Below are 23,579 nucleotides of genomic sequence, written 5' to 3'. Positions count from 1 at the left end.
ACGTGATGCCGGGCAGCGCCCGGCACTACCTCTTCTCTTTTCGGGCCCCCGCCTCAGCCATGAATGCCATCGCCCAGCCTGTTCCCGCACCGTCCCTTCGCGACCTGCGTGATGCCCGCAACGACACACTGTTCCGCTGGGTCCTGATCGCCACCGTCATCCTGGTGCTGGTCGCCCTGGCCTGCGCCGCGCTCTCGATGCTGTGGGGCGGCCGCCATGCCCTGCAGGAGCAGGGCCTGAGCTTCTTCTATTCGTCCGAATGGAATCCGGTCGAGAACAAATTCGGTGCTCTCGCACCGATCTACGGCACCCTCGTCACCGCACTGATCGCGATGGTCATCGCCGTGCCGGTGAGCTTCGGTATCGCCTTCTTCCTGACCGAGGTCGCCCCGCGCTGGCTGCGTGGCCCGGTCGGTACCGCCATCGAACTGCTGGCCGGTATCCCCTCGATCATCTACGGCATGTGGGGCCTGTTCGTGCTGGTCCCGGTGATGACCGAGTACGTCACCCCGTTCCTCAACGATCACCTCGGCACGTTGCCGATCATCGGCCCGCTGTTCCAGGGTCCGCCGCTGGGCATCGGCGTGCTCACCGCCGGCTTCGTGCTGGCGATCATGGTGATCCCCTTCATCTCCTCGGTGATGCGCGAAGTGTTCCTGACCGTGCCGACCCGCCTGAAGGAATCGGCCTATGCGTTGGGCTCCACCAAGTGGGAAGTGAGCTGGGACATCGTCCTGCCCTACACCCGCTCGGCGGTGATCGGCGGCATCTTCCTCGGCCTCGGCCGCGCGCTGGGTGAAACCATGGCGGTGGCCTTCGTGATCGGCAACAGCGTGCGCCTGTCGCCCTCGCTGCTCGAGCCGGGCACCACGATTGCCGCGCTGATCGCCAACGACTTCGGCGAAGCCACCGAAACCTACCGCTCGGCGCTGCTGCTGCTCGGCTTCGTGCTGTTCATCGTGACCTTCGTGGTGCTGGCGATCGCCCGCCTGATGCTGATGCGCCTGGCCCGCAAGGAGGGCAACTGATGTCCACCGCCAACGCCCAACCGCTGTACCTGCGCCGCCGCATCGTCAACGTGGTCGCGCTGCTGATGTCCTGCCTGACCGCACTGTTCGGCCTGTTCTTCCTCGGCTGGATCCTGTGGACGCTGGCCTCCAAGGGCCTGGCCGGGATCAACCTGGACCTGTTCACCAAGATGACCCCACCGCCGATGCAGGACGGCGGCCTGGCCAACGCCTTCTTCGGCAGCGCGGTGATGTGCGGCCTGGCCATCGCCATCGGTACGCCGCTCGGCGTGCTGGCCGGCACCTGGCTGGCCGAGTACGGCAACTTCCGCAAGGCCGGCACGGTGGTCCGCTTCGTCAACGACATCCTGCTCTCGGCGCCTTCGATCGTGCTGGGCCTGTTCGTCTACACCCTGTACGTGATGCAGACCGGTGGCCAGTTCTCGGCCTTCGCCGGTGCGCTCTCGCTGGCCTTCATCGTGCTGCCGGTGGTGGTGCGTACCACCGATGAAATGCTGCGCCTGGTGCCTTCGCAGATGCGTGAAGCGGCCCTGTCGCTCGGCATCCCGCAGTGGAAGGTGACGGTGCAGGTGCTGTACCGCAGCGCCGCCGCCGGCATCGTGACCGGCATCCTGCTGGCGCTGGCCCGCATCTCCGGTGAAACCGCCCCGCTGCTGTTCACCGCCTTCGGCAACCAGTACTGGAACAGCAACGTGTTCCAGCCGATGGCCTCGGTGCCGGTGGTGATGAACCAGTTCGCCGGCAGCCCGTACGAATCCTGGCAGGTGCTGGCCTGGGCCGGCGCGCTGGTGCTGACCGTGTTCGTGCTGCTGGTCAGCCTTTCCGCGCGCGGCATCCTGCTGCGCAACCGTATCTCCCATGACTGACCTTTCCACGGACATCGCCATGAACGATCTCTCCAACGCCGTGCCGATGCAGCGCATCGTGGTCCCGGCTTCGCATGAAAGCCTGCAGACCCCGGCGCCGATCAAGCTGGCCGCACGCGGGCTGGATTTCTACTACGACAAGTTCCATGCGCTGAAGGGCATCGACCTGGAAATCCCGGAAAAGCGCGTCACCGCGCTGATCGGTCCTTCCGGGTGCGGCAAGTCCACCCTGCTGCGCATCTTCAATCGCATCTACGCGCTGTACCCCAAGCTGGAAGCGCGTGGTGAAGTGCTGCTGGACGGGGAGAACATCCTCTCGCCGAAGTACCCGATGAACCGCCTGCGCAGCAAGGTCGGCATGGTGTTCCAGAAGCCGGTGCCGTTCCCGATGACCATCTTCGAGAACGTGGCCTACGGCATCCGCCACCACGAGAAGCTCTCCAAGTCGGAGATGACCGACCGCGTCGAGCAGGCCCTGCGCCAGGGCGCGCTGTGGGACGAGGTGAAGGACAAGCTCAACCAGAGCGCGCTGGGCCTGTCCGGTGGCCAGCAGCAGCGCCTGTGCATCGCCCGCGCCGTGGCCCTGCGCCCGGACGTGCTGCTGCTCGACGAGCCGACCTCCGCACTGGACCCGATCTCCACCAGCCGCATCGAGCAGCTGGTCGAAGAGCTCAAGCACGATTACACCATCGTGATCGTGACCCACAACATGCAGCAGGCCGCGCGCGTCTCCGATTACACCGCCTTCATGTACCTGGGCGACCTGATCGAACACGACCGTACCGAAGTGATCTTCTCGCAGCCCAACAAGCAGCAGACCGAGGATTACATCACCGGTCGTTTCGGTTGATCGGTGCTGTCCCCTCACCAAATGCCCCAGCCAGGCGCGGCCTGGCTCTACCCGGATCGCAGACCATGAATCTTCCCAACGACCACATCGTCAAGAGCTACGACGAAGAACAGCAGCGCCTGGTGGCGGAGATCGTGCGCATGGGCGAGATGGCCGTCGCCCAGCTGGAGGCGTCCATGGACGTCATCGAGAAGCGCGACGAGAACGCCGCCCAGCGCATCATCGCCAACGACGAGGCCATCGACCAGCTTGAGCAGCAGATCAGCCACGACGTCATGCGGCTGGCGCTGCGTGGACCGATGGCGCGCGACCTGCGCGAGATCCTGGCCGGCCTGCGCATCCCGGCCGACATCGAACGCATCGGCGATTACGCCGCCAACGTGGCCAAGCGCTCGATCGCGCTGAGCAAGGTGCCACCGCTGCCGCAGATCCAGGGCCTGCGTGCGCTGGGCCGCCTGGCCGCCCAGCAGGTGCGCCGCGCCATCGAAGCCTACCGCGACAACGACGCCGCCGCGGCGCTGGAACTGCGCGACGACGACGCCCGCCTGGACGCGCAGTACACCGCGCTGTTCCGCGAGCTGCTGACCTACATGATGGAAGACCCGCGCAACATCACCCCGTGCACCCACCTGCTGTTCATGGCCAAGAACCTGGAGCGCGTGGGCGACCATGCCACCAACATCGCCGAGAACGTCTGGTTCCTGGTGCATGGCGAGCAGGTACTGCCGCCGCGCGAGAAGCGCGACGAGACCAGCAGTACCGATCACGTCTGAGGTCTGCCTCCAGCGCAGGAAGAAGAAGTCGCTGCCTCCGGGTGGCGGTTTTCTTTTGCCTTGCTGTTGCGTTGCCATGATGGCAATCCCCCACACTTCACGAAACGTTGAATCCTGTGTGAGGATTCGATGAGCCGGGTCGGTCCACCATGGCCGCACCTGCTGCCCCCACGCAGCCATCCCGGGCCCCGGCCCATTCCAAGGAGATCCACCCGATGAGCACACCCACCCGTTCGCTGTCCCTGTTGGCAGCCACTGCGCTGGCCGCAGGCCTGGGGGTCACCGCTTCGGCATCCGCGTTGAGCATGACCGAGCTGGCCCAGGGCTATCTGGTGGCTGGCCAGGCGGCGACGAAGTCCGCCGAGGGCAAATGTGGCGAAGGCAAGTGCGGTGCGCACGGCGGCAAGGCCGGGACGAAGGCGGGCGACAAGGCCGCGACGACCGGTGCCAAGGCAGCCGAGGGCAAGTGCGGGGAAGGCAAGTGCGGTGCCGACAAGGGCAAGACCACCGGCACCAAGGCCAAGGCTGCTGGCGACACGAAGACGGCGGAAGGCAAGTGCGGCGAAGGCAAGTGCGGTGCCAAGCACTGACGCGCTGGCCACTGGCCTGGACCGGTCGTCGCTGCCTGCGGCGGCGACCGGCCTTGGTCTGCGCCGGGCCCTGCTGCAGGACCTGCGCGATGCGCCCGCCGGCGATGTCGACTTCCTCGAGTGCGCCCCGGAAAACTGGATCGGCGTCGGCGGGCCGGCCGGCGACGCACTGGCCGAACTGGCCACGCGCTACCCGCTGACCTGCCATGGGCTGTCGCTCTCGCTGGGCAGCACCGCGCCGCTGGATACCGTGCTGCTGGAACAGGTAGGACGCTTCCTGGACCGGCACAACGTGCCGCTCTACAGCGAACACCTGAGCTACTGCAGCGATGAAGGCCACCTCTACGACCTCCTGCCGCTCCCCTTCACCGATGAGGCGGTACGCCACACCGCGGCGCGCATCGCCCGCGTGCAGGACGTGCTCGGCAGGCGCATCGCGGTGGAAAACGTGTCCTATTACCTCGCCCCGGAACCGGCCATGGACGAGCTGTCCTTCACCAACGCCGTGCTGGCCGAGGCCGACTGCGACCTGCTGCTGGACGTCAACAACGTGTACGTCAACGCCTGCAACCACGGTTACGACGCCGACACGTTCATCGCCGGGCTTCCTGCCGCGCGCATCGTCTGCCTGCATGTCGCCGGCCATCTGGACGAAGCGCCCGACCTGAAGATCGACACCCATGGCAGCGCGGTGATCGACCCGGTCTGGGACCTGCTCGCCCGTACCTATGCGCGCATCGGCGCGCGCCCGACCCTGCTGGAACGCGATTTCAATTTCCCCCCGTACGCCGAACTGCGCGGCGAACTGCATACCATCCGCCGCCTGATGGCCGCCCATGCCGGAGCCGGGCATGACTGACGCCCTGTCGCACCTGCACGCGCAGCAGAGGGCGTTCACCGCGCACCTGCGCGACCCGGCCCATGTCGCCGCACCCGCCGGACTGGACGCGCGCCGGCTGGAGATCTACCAGCGGCTGGTGTTCAACAGCGTGCTGGGACTGCTTGGGACCGGCTTCCCGGTCTGCGTGCGACTGCTTGGCGAGGCGACGTGGTCCACGTTGATCCGGCAGTTCTTCGCCCGACACCCCGCGCAGACCCCGTTGTTCACCGCACTGGCCGCCGAATTCGTGCAGTGGTTGCAGCAACAGCCCGCGCTGCCGCACCCGGCGCTGGCCGAACTGGCCCACTACGAGTGGGTGGAAACGGCCCTGTACCAGCTCGACGCGCAGCCCCTGCCGCCCTCCCCCGGCCTGGACCCGATGTCCGCGGCGCTGCAGCGTTCGCCACTGGCCTGGCCGCTGCTCTATCGCTGGCCGGTGCACCGGCTGGGTGCCGGGGATGCACCGCCGCATCCGGGCGCAGGTCCCACCGGGCTGCTGGTCCGGCGCGATCCTGACGGCCAGGTCCGCTTCGCCACGATCAGCCCGATGGCCGCGCAGCTGCTGGAGCAGATCGGCCAGCATCCCGGCCGCAGCGGCGCCACCTACCTCCAGCAGCTCGCCCAGGCAAACGGCCTGGCGGTCGATGCGCTGCTCCTGCCCGGCGCCGCGCTGCTGCGCCAATTCCATGGCAACGGGGTGATAGGCCCCGCCGCGCCCGTTTCCTGATCCCTCCCCAAAGGAAAGTCCCCGATGAAGTCACCTCACCTGGTCGCGCTGCGCGACCGGCTGGACCGTGTTGCCCCGTGGTTTGCCCCGCTCGGTCTGCGTCTGCTGATGGGCTGGGAGTATTTCGAGTCGGGCCGCGAAAAGCTGCGCGGCCAGAACTGGTTCGAGGACCTGCAGCAGGCCTTCCCGTTTCCGTTCGACCAGTTGCCCGCGGCCCTCAACTGGCACCTCGCTACCTGGTTCGAGCTGGTCGGCGCGGCCTGCCTGCTGCTCGGGCTGGGCACCCGCCTGGCGGCCAGCAGCCTGCTGGTACTGACCGTGGTCGCCACTGCCGCCGTGCACTGGCCGATGCACTGGGAGGGCCTGGGCGAGCTGGCGATGGGCTATGCCATCACCGACCAGGGCTTCGGCAACTTCAAACTGCCGCTGCTGTTCATGGCCATGCTGCTGCCCCTGGCGCTGCAGGGCGCCGGCCCGCTGAGCCTGGATCACCTGCTGCGCCGCCGCGCACGCACGCCTGCCTTCGCCTGAGCACGGGGGGGGCGTACAGGGCGCTCTGCTAAACTGGCGCAATGACTGACGACCTCCCCCGCTCCGACGCGCCGGCTGCTGCCGACGCACTGCCCGCTGCTGCGCAGCGCTTGATGGCAACCCGCTTCCGCGGCTTCCTGCCGGTGGCGGTGGATGTGGAGACCGGCGGATTCGACTCTGATCGCCACGCGCTGCTGGAGATCGCCGCCGTTCCGATCGAGATGGACGAAAACGGCCTGCTCTATCCCGGGCAGACTGCCAGCGCCCACGTGGTGCCGGCCGAGGGGCTGGAGATCGATCCCAAGTCGCTGGAGATCACCGGCATCATCCTGGACCACCCGTTCCGCCTGGCCAAGGTCGAGCGCGATGCGCTGGACCACATCTTCACCCCGATTCGCGCCGCGATGAAAAAGTACGGCTGCCAGCGCGCGATCCTGGTCGGGCACAACGCGCACTTCGACCTGGGCTTCGTCAACGCGGCGGTCAACCGCACCGGCCACAAGCGCAACCCGTTCCACCCCTTCAGCGTGTTCGACACGGTCACTCTGGGCGGTATCGCCTATGGCCAGACCGTGCTGGCGCGCGCGGCCACGGCGGCCGGCCTGGGCTGGGATGCCGATGAAGCGCACAGCGCGGTGTACGACACCGAACAGACCGCGAAACTGTTCTGCAAAGTCGCCAACAGCTGGCCGCGCTAGGCGGGGCCGCTCAGGCTCAGCCGATGCTGGTCCTGTCCCTGCCTTCGCTTTTCGCGCGGTACAGCGCGCGGTCGGCGCGCTGGTAGAGCAGCATCGGGGTGCGATCGGCGGCATCGAGTTCGACCAGGCCGGCGCTGAAGGTGACCTTCAGGCCCGGAATCCCCGCCCAGTCCGGATGATCGTGGAACAGCCCGCGCAGGCGCGCGCAGACCTGCGCCGCTTCGTCCAGGCGGGTGTCATTGAGCAGCAGCGCGAACTCCTCGCCACCGGTCCGCGCCGGCATGTCCGAGTCGCGGCAGGCCGAAGCCAGCAGGCGCGCCACTTCGACCAGCACCACGTCGCCCACCGAGTGACTGTGCCGGTCGTTCACTTCCTTGAAATGATCGATGTCCAGCACCACCAGACACAACGGGTGGCGGCTGCGCTGCGAACGGGCGAAGTCACGCGCCAGCGCTTCGTCGAAGGCACGCCGGTTCGGCAACCCAGTCAGCGCGTCTTCGCGCGCCTGCCGTTCGAATGCCTCGGCCTGCACCGCCAGGCGATCGGCCAGCTCGGTCTTCTCCTGATTCAGTGCCTGCAGGTTGACCGTCTGCGTCTGCAGATCCAGCGTGGCCTCCTTCACCATCCGCGCCAACCGCACGTTGCTGGTCTTGTAGCGGTTGATCAGGTAGCGGTACAGCGCGACCAGGCCGGCCAGCAGCAGCAGCGCGGCGATCAGCTGCACGCTGCGGCGCTGCCACAGGAACGGCTCCACCGTGAACTCCCAGACCGCCTCGCTGTCGCTCCAGACACCGCCGGGATGCGCGGCCGAGACGTGCAGCGTGTAGTCGCCCGGCGGCAGGCCGATGAACTCCACGCTGCGCTGCTGGCCGCGTTCGATCCAGCCCTTGTCCAGGCCCTCCAGGCGGGTGCGGTAGCGGATGCGCTCGGAGAGCAGATAGCTCAGCCCGACGTAGCTCACGCTCAGCCGGCGCCCGCCGGGAATCGCATTGTGATTGCTGCCCTGCCAATGCAGGGGCGCCCCGTCGACCTGCACGTTCTCGATCACCGCCGGCGGCGCCAGGCGCTCGCGGAAGCGCTGCAGGCGCAGCGGATCGACCGTGCTCAGGCCACCGGCGGTGACCACCCAGAAGGTGCCGTCCTGGCGCAGGATCGCCGACGGGCCGGAGCTGCCGTTGGCCTGCGAGTTGGCCATGCCGTCGATCTCGTTGTAATGCTCCACCTCCACCCGCGCGGCGCGGCCATCGGCGACGGCGTTGAGCATCGTCATGTCGGTGCGCAGCACGCCGCGGTTGCTGCTGATCCAGACGTTGCCGACCCGGTCGGGCACCAGCTGGAACACGGTATCCACCGGCATGCCCTGCTCCAGGCCGACCCGCGCGAGCTGGCCTTCCTGGTAACGGTACAGGCCGCGATCGGTGCTGATCCACATCGCATCGCCGATCTGCTGGAACCCGAACACACTGCGTCCGCCCCCCAGCGGCTGCAGATCGATGGACTGCACCCGGCCACCCCGCAGCACCCGGATGCCTTCGATGGTGCCGATCCACAATGCACCGTCGTCGTCATGCGCCAGCGCGGTGATCAGCCCGCCGGGCATGCCCGGGATCGCCGGCTGCTCGGCCCTGCCGGCATCGATGCGGACCACGCCTTTCTGCGTGCCGGCCCAGACCACGCCATCGGGGTCGATGCTGATCGCACGGATGTTGCCACCCGGCAGCCCTTCGGCCGTGCCGTAGCCACGCAGGCGCTGACCCTGTTCGTTGATCCGGAAGATGCCGTCACCGAAGGTGCCGACCCACAGCGTCCCTTCACGGTCCTGGGCCAGGCTCAGCACCGAGGGACTCTTGCCGACGTTGTTGCGCAACGGCACCGGGCTGAAGCGGCCCTGCGCGTCGCGCCGGTCCAGCCCGCTGGCGCTGCCGATCCAGAGCTGGCGCTGGCGATCCTCGAACACCGTCCGCACGTAGTCGCCGCTGAGGCCGTCGCGCTCGGTGAAGCTGCTGAACAGTGTTTCGCGCAGCCGGTACAGGCCGCCGTTGGCGCCGACCCAGATGCTGCCCTCGGCATCTTCGCGCAGGCTGACCACGCGCCCGCCCGGCAGTGAGAGCCCCGTCGGCAGCCGCTCCAGGCCATGCCGCGACAACCGCAGCAGACCTTGATTCTCGGTGCCCAGCCACAGGTCGCCATGGCGGTCCTGCAGCATCGCAGTGATGTGGGTCACGCCGGGCAGGCGGTGCTGCAGCAGCGGCGCGCCGTCCTGCATGCGGTAGATGCGCTCGCCGGCCACCACCCACATCACCCCGTCGGGCCCCCGGTACGGCCAGACCAGCCCACGCCCCAGCCCCCAGCTGTCCGGCGCGCGGCGCAGCACGCCGTCGGTATCGCGCACCACCAGCCCGTCCAGGGTGCCGACCCAGACGCGGTCCTGCGCATCCACCACCAGCTTGGTGAAACTCATCGCCATCGGCACGTCGGCCGGCGGCTTCTGATAATCGAAGTTTCCATCGGGCCCAAGGCTACCGATGCCCTTGCCTTCATACAGCAGCCACAGGCGTCCATGGCTGTCCATCTGCATGGCCTGGATCAGCACCTGCGGGGTGTCGGCACGGTGCTCCCAGACCTGCCAGCGGCCGTCCGTCCCGCGCCGGGTCACGTTGCCGCGCGAGTCACTGATCCACAGCCCGCCGCTGCGGTCCACCTGCAGCGCGCCCACGCCGTTGTCGCGCAGACCGGGCGTGGTGCTGCGGTCGAACACGGTGAAATCCAGGCCGTTGTAACGGACCAGGCCCTCCCAGGTGGCGAACCAGAGATGCCCTTCGGGCGTCTGCGCGATGTCGCGCAGGGAGTTGTGCGGCAGCCCGTTGCGCGAGGTCCAGACATCGATGGCGTAATCGCGCAGCGGCGGCGGGCCATCCTGCGCCGACAGCGGCCAGGGCGCCGCGCACAGCAGCATCAGCCACAGCGCTGCGGCCTGCAGCGTCGGCAGGCCCGGGAACTTCAGTTGTACCGGCCGCCACCGGATCCTGCCCCCCCGATCGCTCATCCGTGTGGATCAGCCCTGGGCAGGCGCCGTGCGCATGGGGGGAACGGCCGTGCACCAGCGCGAAGGCTGGCAGAGTCGTACGCTCTCATGGGGGAGACGCTGGAAAGAGATGCCCATAGTAGGCAAATCCTTGCGTTTTGGGGGAGCCTGCGTCAGCTCCCGCGTGGCCCCGATGGCGCCCGCGCCGGCGACGTCCAGCGCACGATCGCCTCCAGCCCGCCCTGGGGATGGTTACGCAGGTGCAGGGTCGCGCCATCCTTTTCCGCCAACGCGCGGGCGATGGTCAGCCCCAACCCGGCACCCCCGGTCTGGCGCGAGCGCGAGGTCTCCAGCCGCACGAACGGGTCGAACACCGCTTCCAGTTCGTCCTCGGCCAGGCCCGGGCCGCTGTCGCGGATGCGCACTTCCACGTCCTGCCCGACCTGCTTCACCCGCACGCGTGCGGTCTGGCCGTACATCACCGCGTTGTCGACCAGGTTGGAGAACAGGCGGTGCATGGCCAGCGGACGCAGCATCAGCACCGCCCCGCTCGGCTGTTCGAAATGGACATCGGCCCCGGCCTCGGCGGCATCTTCGACGATGCTCTCCAACAGCGAATCCAGGTCCAGCGCGGCGCGCTGCTCGGCGCTTTCGGCGCTGCGGGCCAGCTCCAGGCCTTCGCGGATCAGCGCCTGCATCGCACCGAGATCGCCGATCAGGCGCTCGCGCAGCGCTTCGTCGGTGACGTTCTCCAGGCGCAGGCGCAGGCGGGTCACCGGCGTCTGCAGGTCGTGGGTGATCGCCGCCAGCATCTGGGTGCGCTCACCGAGGTGGCGCTGCAGGCGCTTCTGCATGGCGTTGAAGGCTTCGGCCGCCCGGCGCACTTCGAACGGCCCGGTCACCGGCATCGGCGCGCCCTGCAGGTCATCGCCCAATGCGGCGGCGGCATCGGCCAGGCGCTGCAATGGTGCGCTGGCCATCCGCGCCACGATGTAGGCCAGGATCGCGATCGCCACCACCAGCAGGGTCAGGAACAGCGGGTCCACGGCGAGCACGCCGTTGTGCGCGACCGCCGGGGAATCCAGCGCCAGCCGCAGGGGCGTGCCGTCGGTCAGCTGCAGGGTCACCACGCGGCACTTGGGCGGAATGAACGCCGGGTCGCGCTCCCGCGGCGGGTGCCGCATCCTGTCCTTGTCGCGCGGGGGGCGCGGCAGCAGTTCCGGCAGCCGCGGCAGGCAGGAGCGGAACGAGGTGAAGGCGACCTGGCTGCTCGCCACCGGACCGGGCCGGTCATCCAGGATCTCCATCAACGCCGCATCGGGCCGGCCGATGCGCGCGCCTTCCGGCAGTTGCCGCACACTCGGCCCGCCACTGGTGAGCAGGCGCTGGCGCAGCTCCGGATTGCCATCGAGCAGGTTCACGAACCCCTGCAGGCGATCAGCGATGCGGTTGAGGTTCTGCCGTTCGAATTCCTGCTGGCGCTTGGTACTGGCCAGCATGGTCGCGCCGATCGCCGCCACGCTCATGCCCAGCAACAGGATGACGAACAGGCGCCCCACCATCGAGGAAAAGAAGTGGCGCAGGCGCTTCATTCCAGGCTGACTGCCGCCGCGAGCACGTAGCCTTCGTTGCGCACGGTCTTGATCAGCCCGTCGCTGCCGCCGTCATCGGCGAGCTTGTTGCGCAGGCGGCTGACCTGCAGGTCGATCGCACGGTCCTGCGACTCGTAGTTGCGGCCGCTGCTCAACGACACCAGCTGCTCGCGCGAGAGCACCTTGTTGGCATGCCCGACGAACACCCGCAGCAGGCGGAATTCGGCGCCGGACAACACCACCACGCGCCCATCCGGATCGACCAGATGGCGGTGTTCCAGGTCGAACACCCAGCTGGCGAAGCGCGCGCGGCGGATCGCCAGCGGCTCCAGGTTGGCCGGCAACGCTTCGGTACGACGCAGCACGTTGCGGATGCGCGCGAGCAGCTCGCGCGGCTCGAACGGCTTGGCCAGGTAATCGTCGGCGCCCATCTCCAGGCCCAGCACGCGGTCGATCGGCTCGCTGCGTGCGGTCAACATGATCACCGGCGTGCTCGAACGCGCGCGCAGGTCGCGGCACAGGGTCAGGCCGTCTTCGCGGGGCAGGTTGAGGTCGAGCACGATCAGGTCCACATGCTCGCGCTCCAGCAGCTGGCGCATGCCGTGGCCATCGCTGGCGGTGCTCACCAGGTAACCGGCGCGGCCCAGCTGCTCGGCGAGCAGCTGGCGGATATCGTTGTCGTCATCGACGATCAGCAGTCTGTGCATGCTGTTGGCAGTCTCCATGCGGCGATCATCCCCTGTCGGGAGCTGAACCGCATCTCCTGGTTTGCGTACGTCTGTTTCAAAGGGCGATGCGGATACACAACGAAACGTGTCGTGCGCCGCAGGGATACATCTTGGTACACGGCGAGCATTGAGCCGGCGGTGAACGGTCTTCACAATGCTGACAACGCCGATGCACCGGCCTGCCGAGTTGACGATCATCGTGAAGCCCCGTTTGCCCAGAACCCGCCGTGCCCGCCTCCTGCTGTTGCTGGTGGTCCTCGTCCTGATCGCCGCGATTGTGGCATGGATGCTGCGCAAGCCGGCCGCGCCGACACTGGCCACCTCGCCGGTCAGCCGCGGGGATATCGAGCAGACGGTGGAAGCCACCGGCGTGATCGATGCCTACAAGCTGGTGAGCGTCGGTGCGCAGGCCTCGGGGCAGATCAAATCGCTGAAGGTCCAACTTGGCGATACCGTCAAGGAAGGCGACCTGATCGCCGAGATCGACGCCACCACGCAGCAGAACCAGGTGCTCAACGCCCAAGCGTCGCTGGACCAGGTCAAGGCGCAGCGCGCGGTGCAGCAGGCCAGCCTGCGCGAAGCCGAGCTCGAATTCGCCCGCCAGCAGCAGATGCTGGCCGCCGAGGCCACCTCGCGCGCCGAGTTCGATGCGGCCGACGCCAAGCTCAAGACCGCACGCGCCCAGATCCAGTCGTTCGACGCGCAGATCACCGGCCGTGAAACCGAACTGGGCACCGCCCGCGCCAACCTGGCCTATACCCGCATCACCGCACCCATGGACGGCACCGTGGTCGCGGTGGTCGCCGAGGAAGGCCGTACCGTGAACGCCAACCAGACCGCGCCGACCATCGTGATGCTGGCTCGGCTGGATCTGGTGACGGTGAATGCCGAGGTGTCCGAAGCGGACGTGGTCAAGATCAAGGCCGGCATGCCGGTGTACTTCACCACGCTGGGTGAGCCGGACCGCAAGTTCCACGCCACGCTGCGCCAGATCAACCCGGCACCGTCCTCGATCGCCAACGACAGCTCCAGCAGCTCCAGTTCGTCCAGCTCCAGCTCCAGCACCGCGGTCTACTACAACGCCTTGTTCGATGTGGAAAATCCCGATGGCACGCTGCGCATCGACATGACCGCCCAGGTCTCGGTGATGCTCAAGCAGGCCAAGAACGTGCTGATCATTCCCGCCGTCGCGCTCGGTCCGAAGACCCGTGACGGGCAGTACAGGGTGCGCGTGGCGGATGCCGATGGCATGCCCGCCCCGCGCAAGGTCAAGATCGGCATCAACAACGGCGCCAATGCCGAAGTGCTGTCCGGCCTGGCAGAAGGCGACAAGGTAATCGTCGGCGAAGGCGGCGGTACGCAGGGTGCCGGCGGCGGCAACCGCGGCGGTGGCGGCGTGCGGATCAGCGGCCCCGGCATGGGTGGGCCGCGCCGATGAGCACCGCCACGGGCACGCCGCTGCTCCGGCTGCGCGACCTGCGCCGGGAATTCCCGGCGGGCGATGAAACCATCGCGGTGCTGCGCGACGTCAATCTGGACATCGCAGCGGGCGAGATGGTGGCCATCGTCGGCCAGTCCGGCTCCGGCAAGTCCACGCTGATGAACATCCTCGGCTGCCTGGACCGGCCCACGCGCGGCAGCTACCAGGTGGCCGGTCGCGAAACCGGCCGCATGCAGCCGGACGAACTGGCCGAGCTGCGCCGCGAGCATTTCGGCTTCATTTTCCAGCGCTACCACCTGCTCGGTGACCTGGACGCACGCGGCAACGTGGCCGTGCCCGCCGTGTATGCAGGCAGCCCCGGCCCGGTGCGCACCGCGCGCGCCGAACAACTGCTGCAACGGCTGGGCCTGGGCGATCGCATGAACCACAAACCCGGCCAGCTCTCCGGCGGGCAGCAGCAGCGTGTGTCGATCGCGCGCGCACTGATGAACGGCGGCGAAGTGATCCTGGCCGACGAACCGACCGGCGCGCTGGACACGAAATCCGGCGAAGAAGTGATGGGCATCCTCGGCGAGCTGCATGCCGAAGGCCACACCATCATCATCGTGACCCACGACATGAGCGTGGCCGAACACGCCCAGCGCATCATCGAAATCCGCGACGGCGAGATCATCGCTGACCGCACCAACCCGAATGCACCGCGCTACCGCGCGCAGCGCCAGCCGACCGTAGCGGCCGGCAAGGGCCACAGCTGGCGGGCCGCGCGCGACCGCTTCACCGAAGCGTTCCGCATGGCCCTGCTGGCGATGAACGCCCACCGCCTGCGCACCTTCCTGACCATGCTCGGCATCATCATCGGCATCGCCTCGGTGGTCTCGGTGGTGGCGATGGGCAATGGATCCCAGCAGCAGATCCTGCAGAACATCAGCGCGCTGGGCACCAACACCATCGACGTCTATCCCGGCCGCGGTTTCGGCGACATGCGTTCGGCCCGGGTGCAGACGCTCAAGGCCAGCGATGCCGATGCACTGGGCCGGCAGAGCTACATCGACAGTGCCACGCCCAGCGTGTCCTCCTCGGTGACCGCGCGCTACCGCAATCAATCGGCCACCGCGCAGGTCAACGGGGTCGGCGAGCAGTTCTTCCGGGTCAAGGGCGTGACCCTGATCGCCGGCAGCTTCTTCGATACCGATGCGGTGCGCAGCCTGGCCCAGGTGGCCATCATCGACGAGAACACCCGCACCCAGTTCTTCCCGAATGGCGAAGACCCGGTCGGCCAGGTAATCCTGCTCGGCAACGTGCCGGTGCGCGTGGTCGGTGTCGCGCAGCGGCAGAGCTTCGGCTTCGGCGGCAGCACCAGCCTGAGCGTGTGGGTGCCCTACACCACGGTGATGTCGCGCATGCTCGGCCAGAGCCATGTTTCCAGCATCACCGTGCGCGTGGATGACACCACGCCGATGGATGCGGCACAGGCCGCCATTTCCAAGCTGCTGATCATGCGTCACGGCACCGAGGACTTCTTCCTCAGCAACAGCGCCGAGATCCGCCAGACCATCGAGCAGACCACCCGCACGATGACGCTGCTGATCAGCGCCATCGCCGCGATCGCACTGCTGGTCGGTGGCATCGGCGTGATGAACATCATGCTGGTCTCGGTGACCGAGCGGACCCGCGAGATCGGCGTGCGCATGGCCGTCGGCGCGCGACAGAGCGATATCCGCCAGCAGTTCCTGATCGAAGCGGTGCTGGTGTGCCTGCTCGGCGGCCTGCTTGGCGTCGGCCTGTCGCTGGTAGTCGGCTGGCTGTTCGGCAAGTTCGCGCCGGACTTCCAGATGCTGTTCTCGACCGCATCCATCGTGGCCGCCTTTGCCTGCTCCAGCCTGATCGGCGTGGCGTTTGGTTTCCTGCCGGCCCGCAATGCCGCCCAACTTGATCCCGTGGAGGCGCTGGCGCGCGAATGAAGATTTCTCCTGCTCTGCTGCACCCTGCGTCACTGCGCCCGCTGGCCCTGGCCTGCGTGACCGCGCTGGCCCTGTCTGGCTGCGTCAGTACCGGCCGCTACCCGGTCGAGGCGCCGGCGGTGCCGGCCACCTATGGCCGTGGTGATGCCACCTTGAACGCCCCCACCGAGGCGGTCAGCGAACAACCGCATGTGGCAACGACCGATGTCCGCGCCGATGCCTGGTGGACCCAGTTCGGCGACCCCGGCCTGGACCGCGTGATCGATCGTGCCCTGGCCGCCAATACGGATCTGGTCTCGGCCGGACTGGCCGTGCAGCGCGCGCGGCTGCAGGCCGGGTTGGCCGACAACGCCCTGTGGCCGCAGCCCTCGGGCAGCGTCGGCAGCAGCGGCAACCGCCCGATCGACCAGAGCGCGGACTGGAACCGCGGCAGCTCGGCCGGCGTGTCCCTGCAATGGGAGATCGACCTGTGGGGACGCCTGCGCGCCCAGCGCGACATCGCCCAGTGGGATGCCCAGGCCAGCCAGGAAGACCTGCAGAACACCGCCCTGCTGGTGATCAGCGACGTGGCCACGCAGTACTGGACGCTGGCGTTCCTCAACCAGTCGATCGCCGCCGGCCAGGCCAACCTGGCGCGGCTGCAACGCACCCGCGAGCTGGTCCAGGCGCGCTTCGATGCCGGTGCGGTATCGCGGCTGGAAGTGCGCCAGGCCGCGCAGAGCCTGGAAGCACAGCGTGCCGCGCAGAGTGCGCTGGAGCAGCAGCGCGTCGCCGCGCGCAATGCGCTGACCGGGCTGCTGGACGGGCAACCGCTGGCGATGGCCGACGAGCCGCAGCAGTTGCAGCGCGTCGGCAGCCCGGTGATCGCCGAAGGCCTGCCGGCCGATCTGCTCGGCCGACGCCCGGACCTGCGCGCCGCCGAGCTGCGCCTGCGCAACAGTCTGAAGACCATCAAGGTCACCGCGACCCAGTACTACCCGGCGCTCAGCCTGACCGGCAGCGTCGGTACCGGTGCCACCTCGCTCTCGGACGTGCTGAAGAATCCGGTCGCCACCTTGGGTGCGGGGCTGTCGCTGCCGTTCCTCAACGTGCGCCAGGCCCAGTTGAACACCCGCCTGGCCGGCACCGACTACCAGATCGCGGCCAACGGGTTCCGCCGCACGCTGTACACCGCGTTGTCGGAAGTGGACAACGCCTTGTCGGCACGCACCCAGTTCGCCACGCAGGTGGCGGCCTCGCAGGCGTCCTATGACGAAGCGGTGGAGATCGAACGGATGTACGAGGTGCGCTACCGGGTCGGTGCGACCGACCTGCGGACCTGGCTGGAAGCGCAGCAGACCCGGCGCGATGCCGAGCTGTCGCTGGCATCCGTGCGTCAACGGCAGCTGATCAACGATGTAACGTTGTTCAAGGCGCTGGGGGGAAGCGCGGGCTGATCGCCCGCGCCAGGTGCATCACAGGTAGGGCCTGTGCGCGGCTTACAGCCCGCGCTGACGCACTGCTTCGAACAGGCTCACGCCGGTGGCGACGGAAACGTTGAGGCTCTCGATATCGCCCGGCATCGGAATCTTGACCAGGCCATCGCAGTTCTCGCGGGTCAGGCGGCGCAGGCCGTCGGCTTCGCCGCCCAGCACCAGCGCCACGTTGCCCTTCAGGTCGATCGCGTACAGCGATTCGGTGGCTTCGCCGGCCAGGCCGTAGATCCACACGCCCTGCTTCTGCAGGTCCTTCAGGCAGCGCGAGAGGTTGGTCACCTGCACCACCGGGATGCGGTCGGCCGCACCGGCCGAGGTTTTGCGCACGGTCGCGTTGACCGAGGCCGACTTGTCCTTGGGAATGATCACCGCCGTGGCACCGGCCGCGGCCGCGCTGCGCAGGCAGGCGCCGAGGTTGTGCGGGTCCTGGACTTCATCAAGGATCAGCAGCAGGGCCTTGCCCTCCGCGGCTTCGACCAGCCCTTCCAGCTCGTTCTCGCCCCAGGTCCGTGCGGCCTGGTAGCGCGCGGCCACGCCCTGGTGACGCACCGAACCGCCCACACCGTCCAGCGCCTGGGTGTTCACCTTGCGCACGTCGATGCCCTTGCGGCGTGCGTTTTCCTCGATCTCGGTCAGACGCGGATTCTTCGCACCGGCCTCGATGAGGACCTCGCGGACGTTCTCGGCATCATTCTCGATCGAAGAGGCGACGGCGTTGACGCCGACGATCCACTGGCTTTGCTTGCTCATTGCGGGGGGCGGGACCGGTAAAGGGGTTGGTAATGGTAGAGCATCGAGGCCCACCCTGCCCTGCCGGGCGTTCACGGGGGGCGTTCACGGGGGTGCCGCCACCGCCGGCCTTCAGCCCGGCGGCCAGTCCGTGGTGTCGTGGTCCGGGTGCTGGCGGGAGACGATATGCAGCAGGAAGTCCCCGGCCGCCGTGTCCTCTTCGCTGCGCAGCGCGCTGAGCGAGCCCAGCGTATCCACGAACGTCAGCTTGGCCTCGATGCCGTACTGGATCGTCGGCGGCAGACGGGCCGGCTCGTCGAATGCACCGGCCGCGACCGCCACGCCGTCCGGCGCTTCATAGGTCAACGGGGTGCCGCAGTCGGCGCAGAAGCCGCGCTGGACCAGGTTGGACGACGCGAAACGCCGGGGTTCGCCGCGGGTCCAGCGGAAATCGCTGCCGCGCACCGATACCAGGGGGGCGTAATACGCGCCGAAGGCCTTCTGGCACATCCGGCAATGGCAGATCGAACTGTGGGTCAGCTCACCGACCACATGGAAGCGGATCGCGCCGCACTGGCAGCCGCCGCTGTACTCGGGGAAGGACTGCATGGGATCGCTCCGACGGGGTCCGTGGGAAACAACATGCCTGCCCGCGGGGGCGGGGGGACGGTGCGCCGACCAACGGTCGGCGGCTAGACGATGTGCCGACCAACGGTCGGCACCTACCGCGTACCGGCCGTGGGCCGGTACGCGACGATCAGTACTTCTGCTTCTGACGCTTGGCCGGCTGGCCGCGTGGCGGCAGCTCGGGCAGCGCATCGTCCTTCTCTTCGACCAGGCGGAAGTCGATCTTGCGCTCTTCCATGCTGGCCTTGAGCACCAGGATCCGCACCCGGTCACCGAGACGGTAGATCTTGCCGCGACGCTCGCCGTTGAGCGTCTTGCGCACCGCGTCGAACTGGTAATAGTCGTGCGGCAGCTGGGTCACGTGGACCAGGCCATTGACCTTGGACTCGTCCAGCTCCACGAACAGGCCGAAGCTGGTCACGCCACTGATCACGCCGTCGAACTGGCCGCCCACGTGCTTTTCCATCCACGCGGCGCGGTAACGCTCGTCGACTTCGCGCTCGGCTTCGTCGGCACGACGCGCACGCTCGGAGCACTGCAGGGCCAAGGCGGCCATCTCACGCGGCGAGTAGGTGAACTTCTCCGGCGCGGCCCCGCTGAGCGCGTGCTTGATCGCACGGTGCACCAGCAGATCGGGGTAACGACGGATCGGCGAGGTGAAGTGGGCGTACGCGTCCAACGCCAGGCCGAAGTGGCCCAGGTTGTCGGGCGAATACACGGCCAGGCTCTGGCTGCGCAGCAGCACGGATTCCAGCAGTGCCGCGTCGGGGCGATCGCGCACCTTCTTGAGCAGCTTGGTGAAATCGGCCGGCTGCACCTTCGACCACGGCGGCAGGCTCAGCTTGAATTCCTTGAGGAACTCGAGCAGATCGGCGTACTTGGATTCCGGCGGACGCTCATGGTCGCGGAACGGCGCCGGCACCTGCTTGGCCAGCAGGTAGCGTGCGGCCTGCACGTTGGCCGCGATCATGCATTCTTCGATCAGCTTGTGCGCATCGTTGCGCACCATCATCCCGGCCTGGGTGACTTCGCCGGTGTTGTCCAGCACGAAGCGCACTTCGGAGGTTTCGAATTCGATCGCACCGCGACGGGTACGGGCCTTGGCCAGCACGTGATACAGCTGGTACAGGCGGTCGACCTGCGGCATCAGCGGGCCGATCGCCTTGCGCGCGGCCGGGTCGTTCTCGCCCACCGCTTCCCAGACCTGGTTGTAGGTCAGGCGCGCGTGCGAGTTCATCACCGCTTCGTAGAAACGCGAATGGATGACTTCGCCTTCGCGGTTCACCTGCATGTCGCAGACGAAGCACATGCGGTCGACCTTGGGCATCAGCGAGCAGATGCCGTTGGACAGCGTTTCCGGCAGCATCGGCACCACGAACCCGGGGAAGTAGACCGAGGTCGCGCGCTTCTGCGCTTCATCATCCAGCGGCGTACCGGGACGGACGTAATTGGAGACGTCGGCGATCGCCACGACCAGGCGGAAGCCTTCGGCATTCGGTTCGCAGTAGACCGCGTCGTCGAAGTCCTTGGCGTCCTCGCCATCGATGGTGACCAGCGGCGTGTTGCGCAGGTCTTCGCGGTGGCCGATCTGTTCCGGGGTGACCACCATCGGCACGGCGGTGGCTTCCGCCAGCACTTCGGCCGGGAACTCGAACGGCAGCTCGTGGCCGTGGATGGCGGTTTCCACCACCAGCGACGCGGTCAGCTTGTCGCCGAGCACGGCGATGATGCGGCCGATCGGCGGGCGACGGGTGTCCGGCGCCTGGGTCAGCTCGCAAACCACCAGCTGGCCGTCGCGGGCATCGCCGGTCTGGTCGGGCGGGATCTGCACATTGCGCTGTACGCGCTTGTCGTCGGGCACTACGTAATTGATGCCGAACTCGACGCTGAAGCGGCCGATCAGGCGGCTCATGCCACGCTCAAGCACGCGCGAAATGCTGGCCTCGCGGCGACCACGACGATCGATGCCGGTCACGTTGACCAGTACGCGGTCGCCATGCAGCACCTTGCGCATTTCGAACGGCGGCAGGAACAGGTCGTCACCGCCTTCGACCGGGCGCAGGAAGCCGAACCCTTCCGGGTTGGCGATCACCACGCCGGTGATCAGGTTGACCGCCTGCAGCGGCGCGAAACCGCCACGGCGGTTCTGCACCAGCTGGCCATCACGGCACATCGCACCCAGGCGCTTGCCCAGGGCATCGGCACGGTCCGGCTCGGTCAGGCCGAGATGGATGGCGATCTCGTCGGCGGTCTGCGGGCCATCGCAGCGGTCGAGCAGCTGCAGGATCGCCTCACGGCTGGCGATCGGCTGCGCATAGCGCTCGGCCTCGCGGGCGGCGAACGGATCCACCTGCACTTCACCCTCCAGCGGAGCCGGATGCGGGCGGCGACGCGTCGGGATCGGCCCGGCGTGCGCGGGCTTTGCGCCCCGCTTGTTGCCGCGCGGCGGCTCAGGGGTGTTCAGGGATTCGGGCATCCAGGGGGGCAGCTTGCCGGCTTTCTTGGCGGCAGCGCGGGGGTTGCCCGACGGACCGGCAGCCTTCTTGGGCGCCGGGGACTTGGGGGCTTTCGCGCCCTGGGTCGGTTTCTTTGGTTTCATTGACCTCAATAGTAACCGCTACGGGTGTGCAGAATCGGTCAGCGGCACTCCTGTGCAGGATTGTGAAGAAATTTCACAAAACCGTTGACAAGCGTCCCGGACATGCCCAGAATTCGCCCCCTGAGTCGCCCAGGTGGCGGAATTGGTAGACGCACTAGCTTCAGGTGCTAGCGGGGGCAACTTCGTGGAGGTTCGAGTCCTCTCCTGGGCACCATGACTCGGAAAATGATCAAACCCGCGCAAGCGGGTTTTTTCGTTTCTACCGTCCGGCACGCGCCACGCACGATTCGCGCGTCACTGTCGTCGATGACGCTGCATCGCGCGGCGACCAAAATTTCCTGCGACATCCTGTTGACACATTCGCGGTTCTCCCGCAGAATTCTCCTCCTGAGTCGCCCAGATGGCGGAATTGGTAGACGCACTAGCTTCAGGTGCTAGCGGGGGCAACTTCGTGGAGGTTCGAGTCCTCTTCTGGGCACCATGACTCAGTAAATGATCAAACCCGCGCAAGCGGGTTTTTTCGTTTCTGCGCCCCGGCAGTGCGCGGCGCTGCCCTCCGTCAATGCCCACGCACGATGTGCGTGGCATCAAAACGACGACGACGCGGCGACCGACGATTGAAGAAAAATTTCCCGCGCGATCCTGTTGACACACTCACGGTTCTCCCGCAGAATTCTCCTCCTGAGTCGCCCAGGTGGCGGAATTGGTAGACGCACTAGCTTCAGGTGCTAGCGGGGGCAACTTCGTGGAGGTTCGAGTCCTCTCCTGGGCACCATGACTCAGAAAATGATCAAACCCGCGCAAGCGGGTTTTTTCGTTTCTATCGTCCCACAACAAAAAAACCCCGCCTTTCAGCGGGGTTTTTCGTTTCAACGCATCACGTCCTCAGTGCCCGCCGGCCGAGGCCGCACCCGCCCCTGCGCCGAACGGCGGCTTGGCCAGCCACAGGAAGGCGATGATGGCCAGGAAAATCCAGCCCAGCAGGAAGAAGATGTCGTTGAAGCCCATCTGCGAGGCCTGGTGGTTGATCATGTTATTGAGCGCGGCCGCACCATGCTGCAGGTCGCCCTGCCCCATCGCGGTCACCTGGTCCTGCATGCCCGGGGTGTAGCCGGAGATGTGTTCGGTCAGGTGCGCGTGGTGTTCCTGGGTACGGCGTGCCCACAGCCACGTGGTCAGCGAGGCGGCGAAGCTGCCGCCCAGCGTGCGCAGGAAGGTAGCCAGGCCGGAACCGGCGGCGATCTCGCGACCGTCCAGATCCGACAGCAGGATCTGCAGCACCGGCATGAAGAACAACGCCACGCCGATCCCCATGATCAGCTGGATGCCGGCCACATGGCCGAAGTCCACCTGCAGGTTGAAGCCCGAGCGCAGGAAGCTGGTGAACGACAGGAAGATGAAGGCGATCGTGGCCAGCATGCGCATGTCGAACCGCGACGCGTACTTGCCCACGAACGGCGTCATGATCACCGGCAGCACGCCGATCGGCGCGGTTGCCAGGCCGGCCCAGATCGCCGTGTAGCCCATGTCACGCTGCAACCACTGCGGGATCAGCAGCGCCACGCTGAAGAACGCCGCGTAGGCCACCACCATCGCCAGCGTACCGGCGCGGAAGTTGCGATGCCGGAACAGGCGCAGATCGACGATGGGATCCTTGTCGGTCAATTCCCAGATCAGGAAGACCGCCAGGGCCACCACCGACACGCAGGCCAGCACGACGATCTTGGTCGAACTGAACCAGTCTTCGTCGTTGCCCAGATCGAGCACCAGCTGCAGGGCGCCCACGCCGATCACCAGGGTGATCAGGCCGACGTAATCCATCTTCGGCTTTTCGACGTGTTCGGGGCGCCCCTTGAGCTGGTTGCCCACCACCAGCGCGGCGAAGATGCCCAGCGGCACGTTGATCAGGAAGATCCACTCCCAACTGTAGTTGTCGGTGATCCAGCCCCCGAGGATCGGGCCGGCGATCGGCGCGACCACGGTGATCATCGCCAGCAACGCCAGCGCCTGCCCGCGTTTCTCGCGTGGATAGAGCGAGACCAGCAGGCTCTGCGTGATCGGGTACATCGGGCCGGCGACGAAGCCCTGGATCGCACGCGACACCACCAGCATGCCCATGCTCTGGGCCAGGCCGCACAGCAGCGAGGCCAGGGTGAAGGCCAGCGTGGCCCAGACGAACAGCTTGGTTTCGCCGAAGCGCCGGCTGAGGTAGCCGGTCAGCGGCAGCGCGATCGCGGTGCTGACCGCGAACGAGGTGATGACCCAGGTGGCCTGCTGCGAACTGGCGCCGAGATTGCCGGCGATGGTCGGCAACGAGACGTTGGCGATGGTGGTGTCCAGGACCTGCATGAACGAGGCCATCGCCAGCCCTGCGGTACACAGGGCGACGTTGGCCGGCCGGAAGGCCGTGCCTGGCGCCGGGGGGGCGCCCGGCGCGGCGGGAGCTTGTGCGGACATGG

General features: G+C 67.5%; 19 protein-coding genes and 3 tRNA genes. 15 read left to right on the top strand and 7 right to left on the bottom strand.

Features of this window, described 5'->3' with window-relative positions; all coding sequences use genetic code 11:
* Positions 1-59 precede the first annotated feature (59 nt).
* The 9 genes from pstC (at position 60) to rnt (ending at position 6,943) form a co-directional block, all read left to right on the top strand.
* Positions 60-1,028 (top strand): phosphate ABC transporter permease subunit PstC, encoded by a 969-nt coding sequence (pstC, locus tag ABE473_RS16625; protein WP_346490249.1) that lies wholly within the window; start codon positions 60-62, stop codon positions 1,026-1,028.
* Positions 1,028-1,894: a phosphate ABC transporter permease PstA gene (gene pstA, locus ABE473_RS16620; protein ID WP_176989926.1), complete on the top strand. Its 867-nt coding sequence runs from the start codon at positions 1,028-1,030 to the stop codon at positions 1,892-1,894. Before pstC ends, pstA begins: the two co-directional genes overlap by 1 nt.
* Positions 1,895-1,913: 19 nt before the next feature.
* Entirely contained in the window at positions 1,914-2,744 is an 831-nt protein-coding gene (pstB, locus tag ABE473_RS16615) for a phosphate ABC transporter ATP-binding protein PstB (RefSeq protein ID WP_179459644.1), read from the top strand.
* A gap of 65 nt (positions 2,745-2,809) precedes the next feature.
* Positions 2,810-3,517, top strand: a complete 708-nt coding sequence (phoU, locus tag ABE473_RS16610) for a phosphate signaling complex protein PhoU (protein ID WP_176989927.1) — start codon at positions 2,810-2,812, stop codon at positions 3,515-3,517.
* Between the two features lie 215 nt (positions 3,518-3,732).
* Entirely contained in the window at positions 3,733-4,107 is a 375-nt protein-coding gene (locus ABE473_RS16605) for a hypothetical protein (protein WP_346490248.1), read from the top strand.
* Positions 4,094-4,966 (top strand): DUF692 domain-containing protein, encoded by an 873-nt coding sequence (locus tag ABE473_RS16600; protein WP_346490247.1) that lies wholly within the window; start codon positions 4,094-4,096, stop codon positions 4,964-4,966. Before ABE473_RS16605 ends, ABE473_RS16600 begins: the two co-directional genes overlap by 14 nt.
* Positions 4,959-5,714, top strand: a complete 756-nt coding sequence (locus ABE473_RS16595; protein WP_346490246.1) for a putative DNA-binding domain-containing protein — start codon at positions 4,959-4,961, stop codon at positions 5,712-5,714. Before ABE473_RS16600 ends, ABE473_RS16595 begins: the two co-directional genes overlap by 8 nt.
* 24 nt (positions 5,715-5,738) lie before the next feature.
* Entirely contained in the window at positions 5,739-6,245 is a 507-nt protein-coding gene (locus ABE473_RS16590) for a DoxX family protein (RefSeq protein ID WP_176989931.1), read from the top strand.
* A 113-nt stretch (positions 6,246-6,358) separates the two neighbouring features.
* Positions 6,359-6,943, top strand: a complete 585-nt coding sequence (gene rnt, locus ABE473_RS16585; protein WP_176990127.1) for a ribonuclease T — start codon at positions 6,359-6,361, stop codon at positions 6,941-6,943.
* A gap of 16 nt (positions 6,944-6,959) precedes the next feature.
* On the opposite strand, the gene ABE473_RS16580 is transcribed toward rnt, so the two are convergent.
* The 3 genes from ABE473_RS16580 to ABE473_RS16570 all read right to left on the bottom strand — a co-directional run bounded on the left by ABE473_RS16580 (position 6,960) and on the right by ABE473_RS16570 (position 12,285).
* Entirely contained in the window at positions 6,960-9,899 is a 2,940-nt protein-coding gene (locus ABE473_RS16580) for a two-component regulator propeller domain-containing protein (protein WP_346490252.1), read from the bottom strand.
* Positions 9,900-10,141: 242 nt separating this feature from the next.
* A complete protein-coding gene (locus tag ABE473_RS16575; protein ID WP_346490245.1) occupies positions 10,142-11,560 on the bottom strand; it encodes an ATP-binding protein in 1,419 nt (472 codons plus the stop codon).
* Positions 11,557-12,285, bottom strand: coding sequence for a response regulator transcription factor (locus tag ABE473_RS16570; RefSeq protein ID WP_346490244.1), 729 nt, complete (start codon positions 12,283-12,285; stop codon positions 11,557-11,559). Before ABE473_RS16570 ends, ABE473_RS16575 begins: the two co-directional genes overlap by 4 nt.
* A 172-nt stretch (positions 12,286-12,457) precedes the next feature.
* Here ABE473_RS16570 and ABE473_RS16565 point away from each other — a divergent pair, with 172 nt between their 5' ends.
* From ABE473_RS16565 to ABE473_RS16555, 3 genes are read left to right on the top strand one after another with little or no spacing between them, the layout of a single operon-like run.
* Positions 12,458-13,726 carry an efflux RND transporter periplasmic adaptor subunit gene (locus tag ABE473_RS16565; protein WP_346490251.1) on the top strand — a complete coding sequence of 423 codons (1,269 nt, stop codon included), beginning with the start codon at positions 12,458-12,460 and terminating at the stop codon, positions 13,724-13,726.
* Entirely contained in the window at positions 13,723-15,690 is a 1,968-nt protein-coding gene (locus tag ABE473_RS16560; RefSeq protein ID WP_346490243.1) for a MacB family efflux pump subunit, read from the top strand. The genes ABE473_RS16565 and ABE473_RS16560 overlap by 4 nt, the downstream gene beginning before the upstream one ends.
* On the top strand, positions 15,687-17,126 hold the full coding sequence (locus ABE473_RS16555) for a TolC family protein (protein WP_346490242.1): 1,440 nt from the start codon (positions 15,687-15,689) through the stop codon (positions 17,124-17,126). Before ABE473_RS16560 ends, ABE473_RS16555 begins: the two co-directional genes overlap by 4 nt.
* Before the next feature lie 42 nt (positions 17,127-17,168).
* On the opposite strand, the gene rlmB is transcribed toward ABE473_RS16555, so the two are convergent.
* The 3 genes from rlmB to rnr all read right to left on the bottom strand — a co-directional run bounded on the left by rlmB (position 17,169) and on the right by rnr (position 21,120).
* Entirely contained in the window at positions 17,169-17,915 is a 747-nt protein-coding gene (rlmB, locus tag ABE473_RS16550; RefSeq protein WP_176989936.1) for a 23S rRNA (guanosine(2251)-2'-O)-methyltransferase RlmB, read from the bottom strand.
* Positions 17,916-18,026: 111 nt separating this feature from the next.
* On the bottom strand, positions 18,027-18,503 hold the full coding sequence (locus tag ABE473_RS16545; protein WP_346490241.1) for a GFA family protein: 477 nt from the start codon (positions 18,501-18,503) through the stop codon (positions 18,027-18,029).
* A gap of 148 nt (positions 18,504-18,651) precedes the next feature.
* Complete coding sequence (gene rnr, locus ABE473_RS16540; RefSeq protein ID WP_346490240.1) at positions 18,652-21,120, bottom strand: ribonuclease R; 2,469 nt, start codon at positions 21,118-21,120, stop codon at positions 18,652-18,654.
* Between the two features lie 127 nt (positions 21,121-21,247).
* On the opposite strand from rnr, the gene ABE473_RS16535 reads away from it, so the two are divergent.
* The 3 genes from ABE473_RS16535 (at position 21,248) to ABE473_RS16525 (ending at position 21,895) form a co-directional block, all read left to right on the top strand.
* A tRNA-Leu gene (locus tag ABE473_RS16535) sits at positions 21,248-21,334 on the top strand.
* Between the two features lie 180 nt (positions 21,335-21,514).
* Positions 21,515-21,601 (top strand) — tRNA-Leu (locus ABE473_RS16530).
* A gap of 207 nt (positions 21,602-21,808) precedes the next feature.
* Positions 21,809-21,895, top strand: a tRNA-Leu gene (locus ABE473_RS16525).
* Between the two features lie 110 nt (positions 21,896-22,005).
* On the opposite strand, the gene ABE473_RS16520 is transcribed toward ABE473_RS16525, so the two are convergent.
* Positions 22,006-23,577 (bottom strand): DHA2 family efflux MFS transporter permease subunit, encoded by a 1,572-nt coding sequence (locus ABE473_RS16520; RefSeq protein WP_346490239.1) that lies wholly within the window; start codon positions 23,575-23,577, stop codon positions 22,006-22,008.
* Positions 23,578-23,579: the final 2 nt, after the last annotated feature.

The organism is Stenotrophomonas sp. TWI700 (assembly GCF_039673645.1).
Taxonomy (GTDB): Bacteria; Pseudomonadota; Gammaproteobacteria; order Xanthomonadales; family Xanthomonadaceae; genus Stenotrophomonas; species Stenotrophomonas maltophilia_AA.
The sequence above is the reverse complement of the archived record's forward strand: the minus strand, read 5'-3'. Positions and strand labels throughout refer to the sequence as shown.

Excerpts from the sequence above, each read along its gene's own strand:
- ABE473_RS16575 (WP_346490245.1), bottom strand. The coding sequence starts at position 11,560 with ATGAAGCGCCTGCGCCACTTCTTTTCCTCGATGGTGGGGCGCCTGTTC.
- ABE473_RS16555 (WP_346490242.1), top strand. The coding sequence starts at position 15,687 with ATGAAGATTTCTCCTGCTCTGCTGCACCCTGCGTCACTGCGCCCGCTG.
- ABE473_RS16580 (WP_346490252.1), bottom strand. The coding sequence starts at position 9,899 with ATGCTGCTGTGCGCGGCGCCCTGGCCGCTGTCGGCGCAGGATGGCCCG.
- pstB (WP_179459644.1), top strand. The coding sequence starts at position 1,914 with ATGAACGATCTCTCCAACGCCGTGCCGATGCAGCGCATCGTGGTCCCG.
- ABE473_RS16560 (WP_346490243.1), top strand. The coding sequence starts at position 13,723 with ATGAGCACCGCCACGGGCACGCCGCTGCTCCGGCTGCGCGACCTGCGC.
- phoU (WP_176989927.1), top strand. The coding sequence starts at position 2,810 with ATGAATCTTCCCAACGACCACATCGTCAAGAGCTACGACGAAGAACAG.
- pstA (WP_176989926.1), top strand. The coding sequence starts at position 1,028 with ATGTCCACCGCCAACGCCCAACCGCTGTACCTGCGCCGCCGCATCGTC.
- pstC (WP_346490249.1), top strand. The coding sequence starts at position 60 with ATGAATGCCATCGCCCAGCCTGTTCCCGCACCGTCCCTTCGCGACCTG.
- ABE473_RS16605 (WP_346490248.1), top strand. The coding sequence starts at position 3,733 with ATGAGCACACCCACCCGTTCGCTGTCCCTGTTGGCAGCCACTGCGCTG.
- ABE473_RS16545 (WP_346490241.1), bottom strand. The coding sequence starts at position 18,503 with ATGCAGTCCTTCCCCGAGTACAGCGGCGGCTGCCAGTGCGGCGCGATC.
- rnt (WP_176990127.1), top strand. The coding sequence starts at position 6,359 with ATGGCAACCCGCTTCCGCGGCTTCCTGCCGGTGGCGGTGGATGTGGAG.
- ABE473_RS16595 (WP_346490246.1), top strand. The coding sequence starts at position 4,959 with ATGACTGACGCCCTGTCGCACCTGCACGCGCAGCAGAGGGCGTTCACC.
- rlmB (WP_176989936.1), bottom strand. The coding sequence starts at position 17,915 with ATGAGCAAGCAAAGCCAGTGGATCGTCGGCGTCAACGCCGTCGCCTCT.
- ABE473_RS16565 (WP_346490251.1), top strand. The coding sequence starts at position 12,458 with ATGCACCGGCCTGCCGAGTTGACGATCATCGTGAAGCCCCGTTTGCCC.
- ABE473_RS16590 (WP_176989931.1), top strand. The coding sequence starts at position 5,739 with ATGAAGTCACCTCACCTGGTCGCGCTGCGCGACCGGCTGGACCGTGTT.
- rnr (WP_346490240.1), bottom strand. The coding sequence starts at position 21,120 with ATGAAACCAAAGAAACCGACCCAGGGCGCGAAAGCCCCCAAGTCCCCG.
- ABE473_RS16570 (WP_346490244.1), bottom strand. The coding sequence starts at position 12,285 with ATGGAGACTGCCAACAGCATGCACAGACTGCTGATCGTCGATGACGAC.
- ABE473_RS16520 (WP_346490239.1), bottom strand. The coding sequence starts at position 23,577 with ATGTCCGCACAAGCTCCCGCCGCGCCGGGCGCCCCCCCGGCGCCAGGC.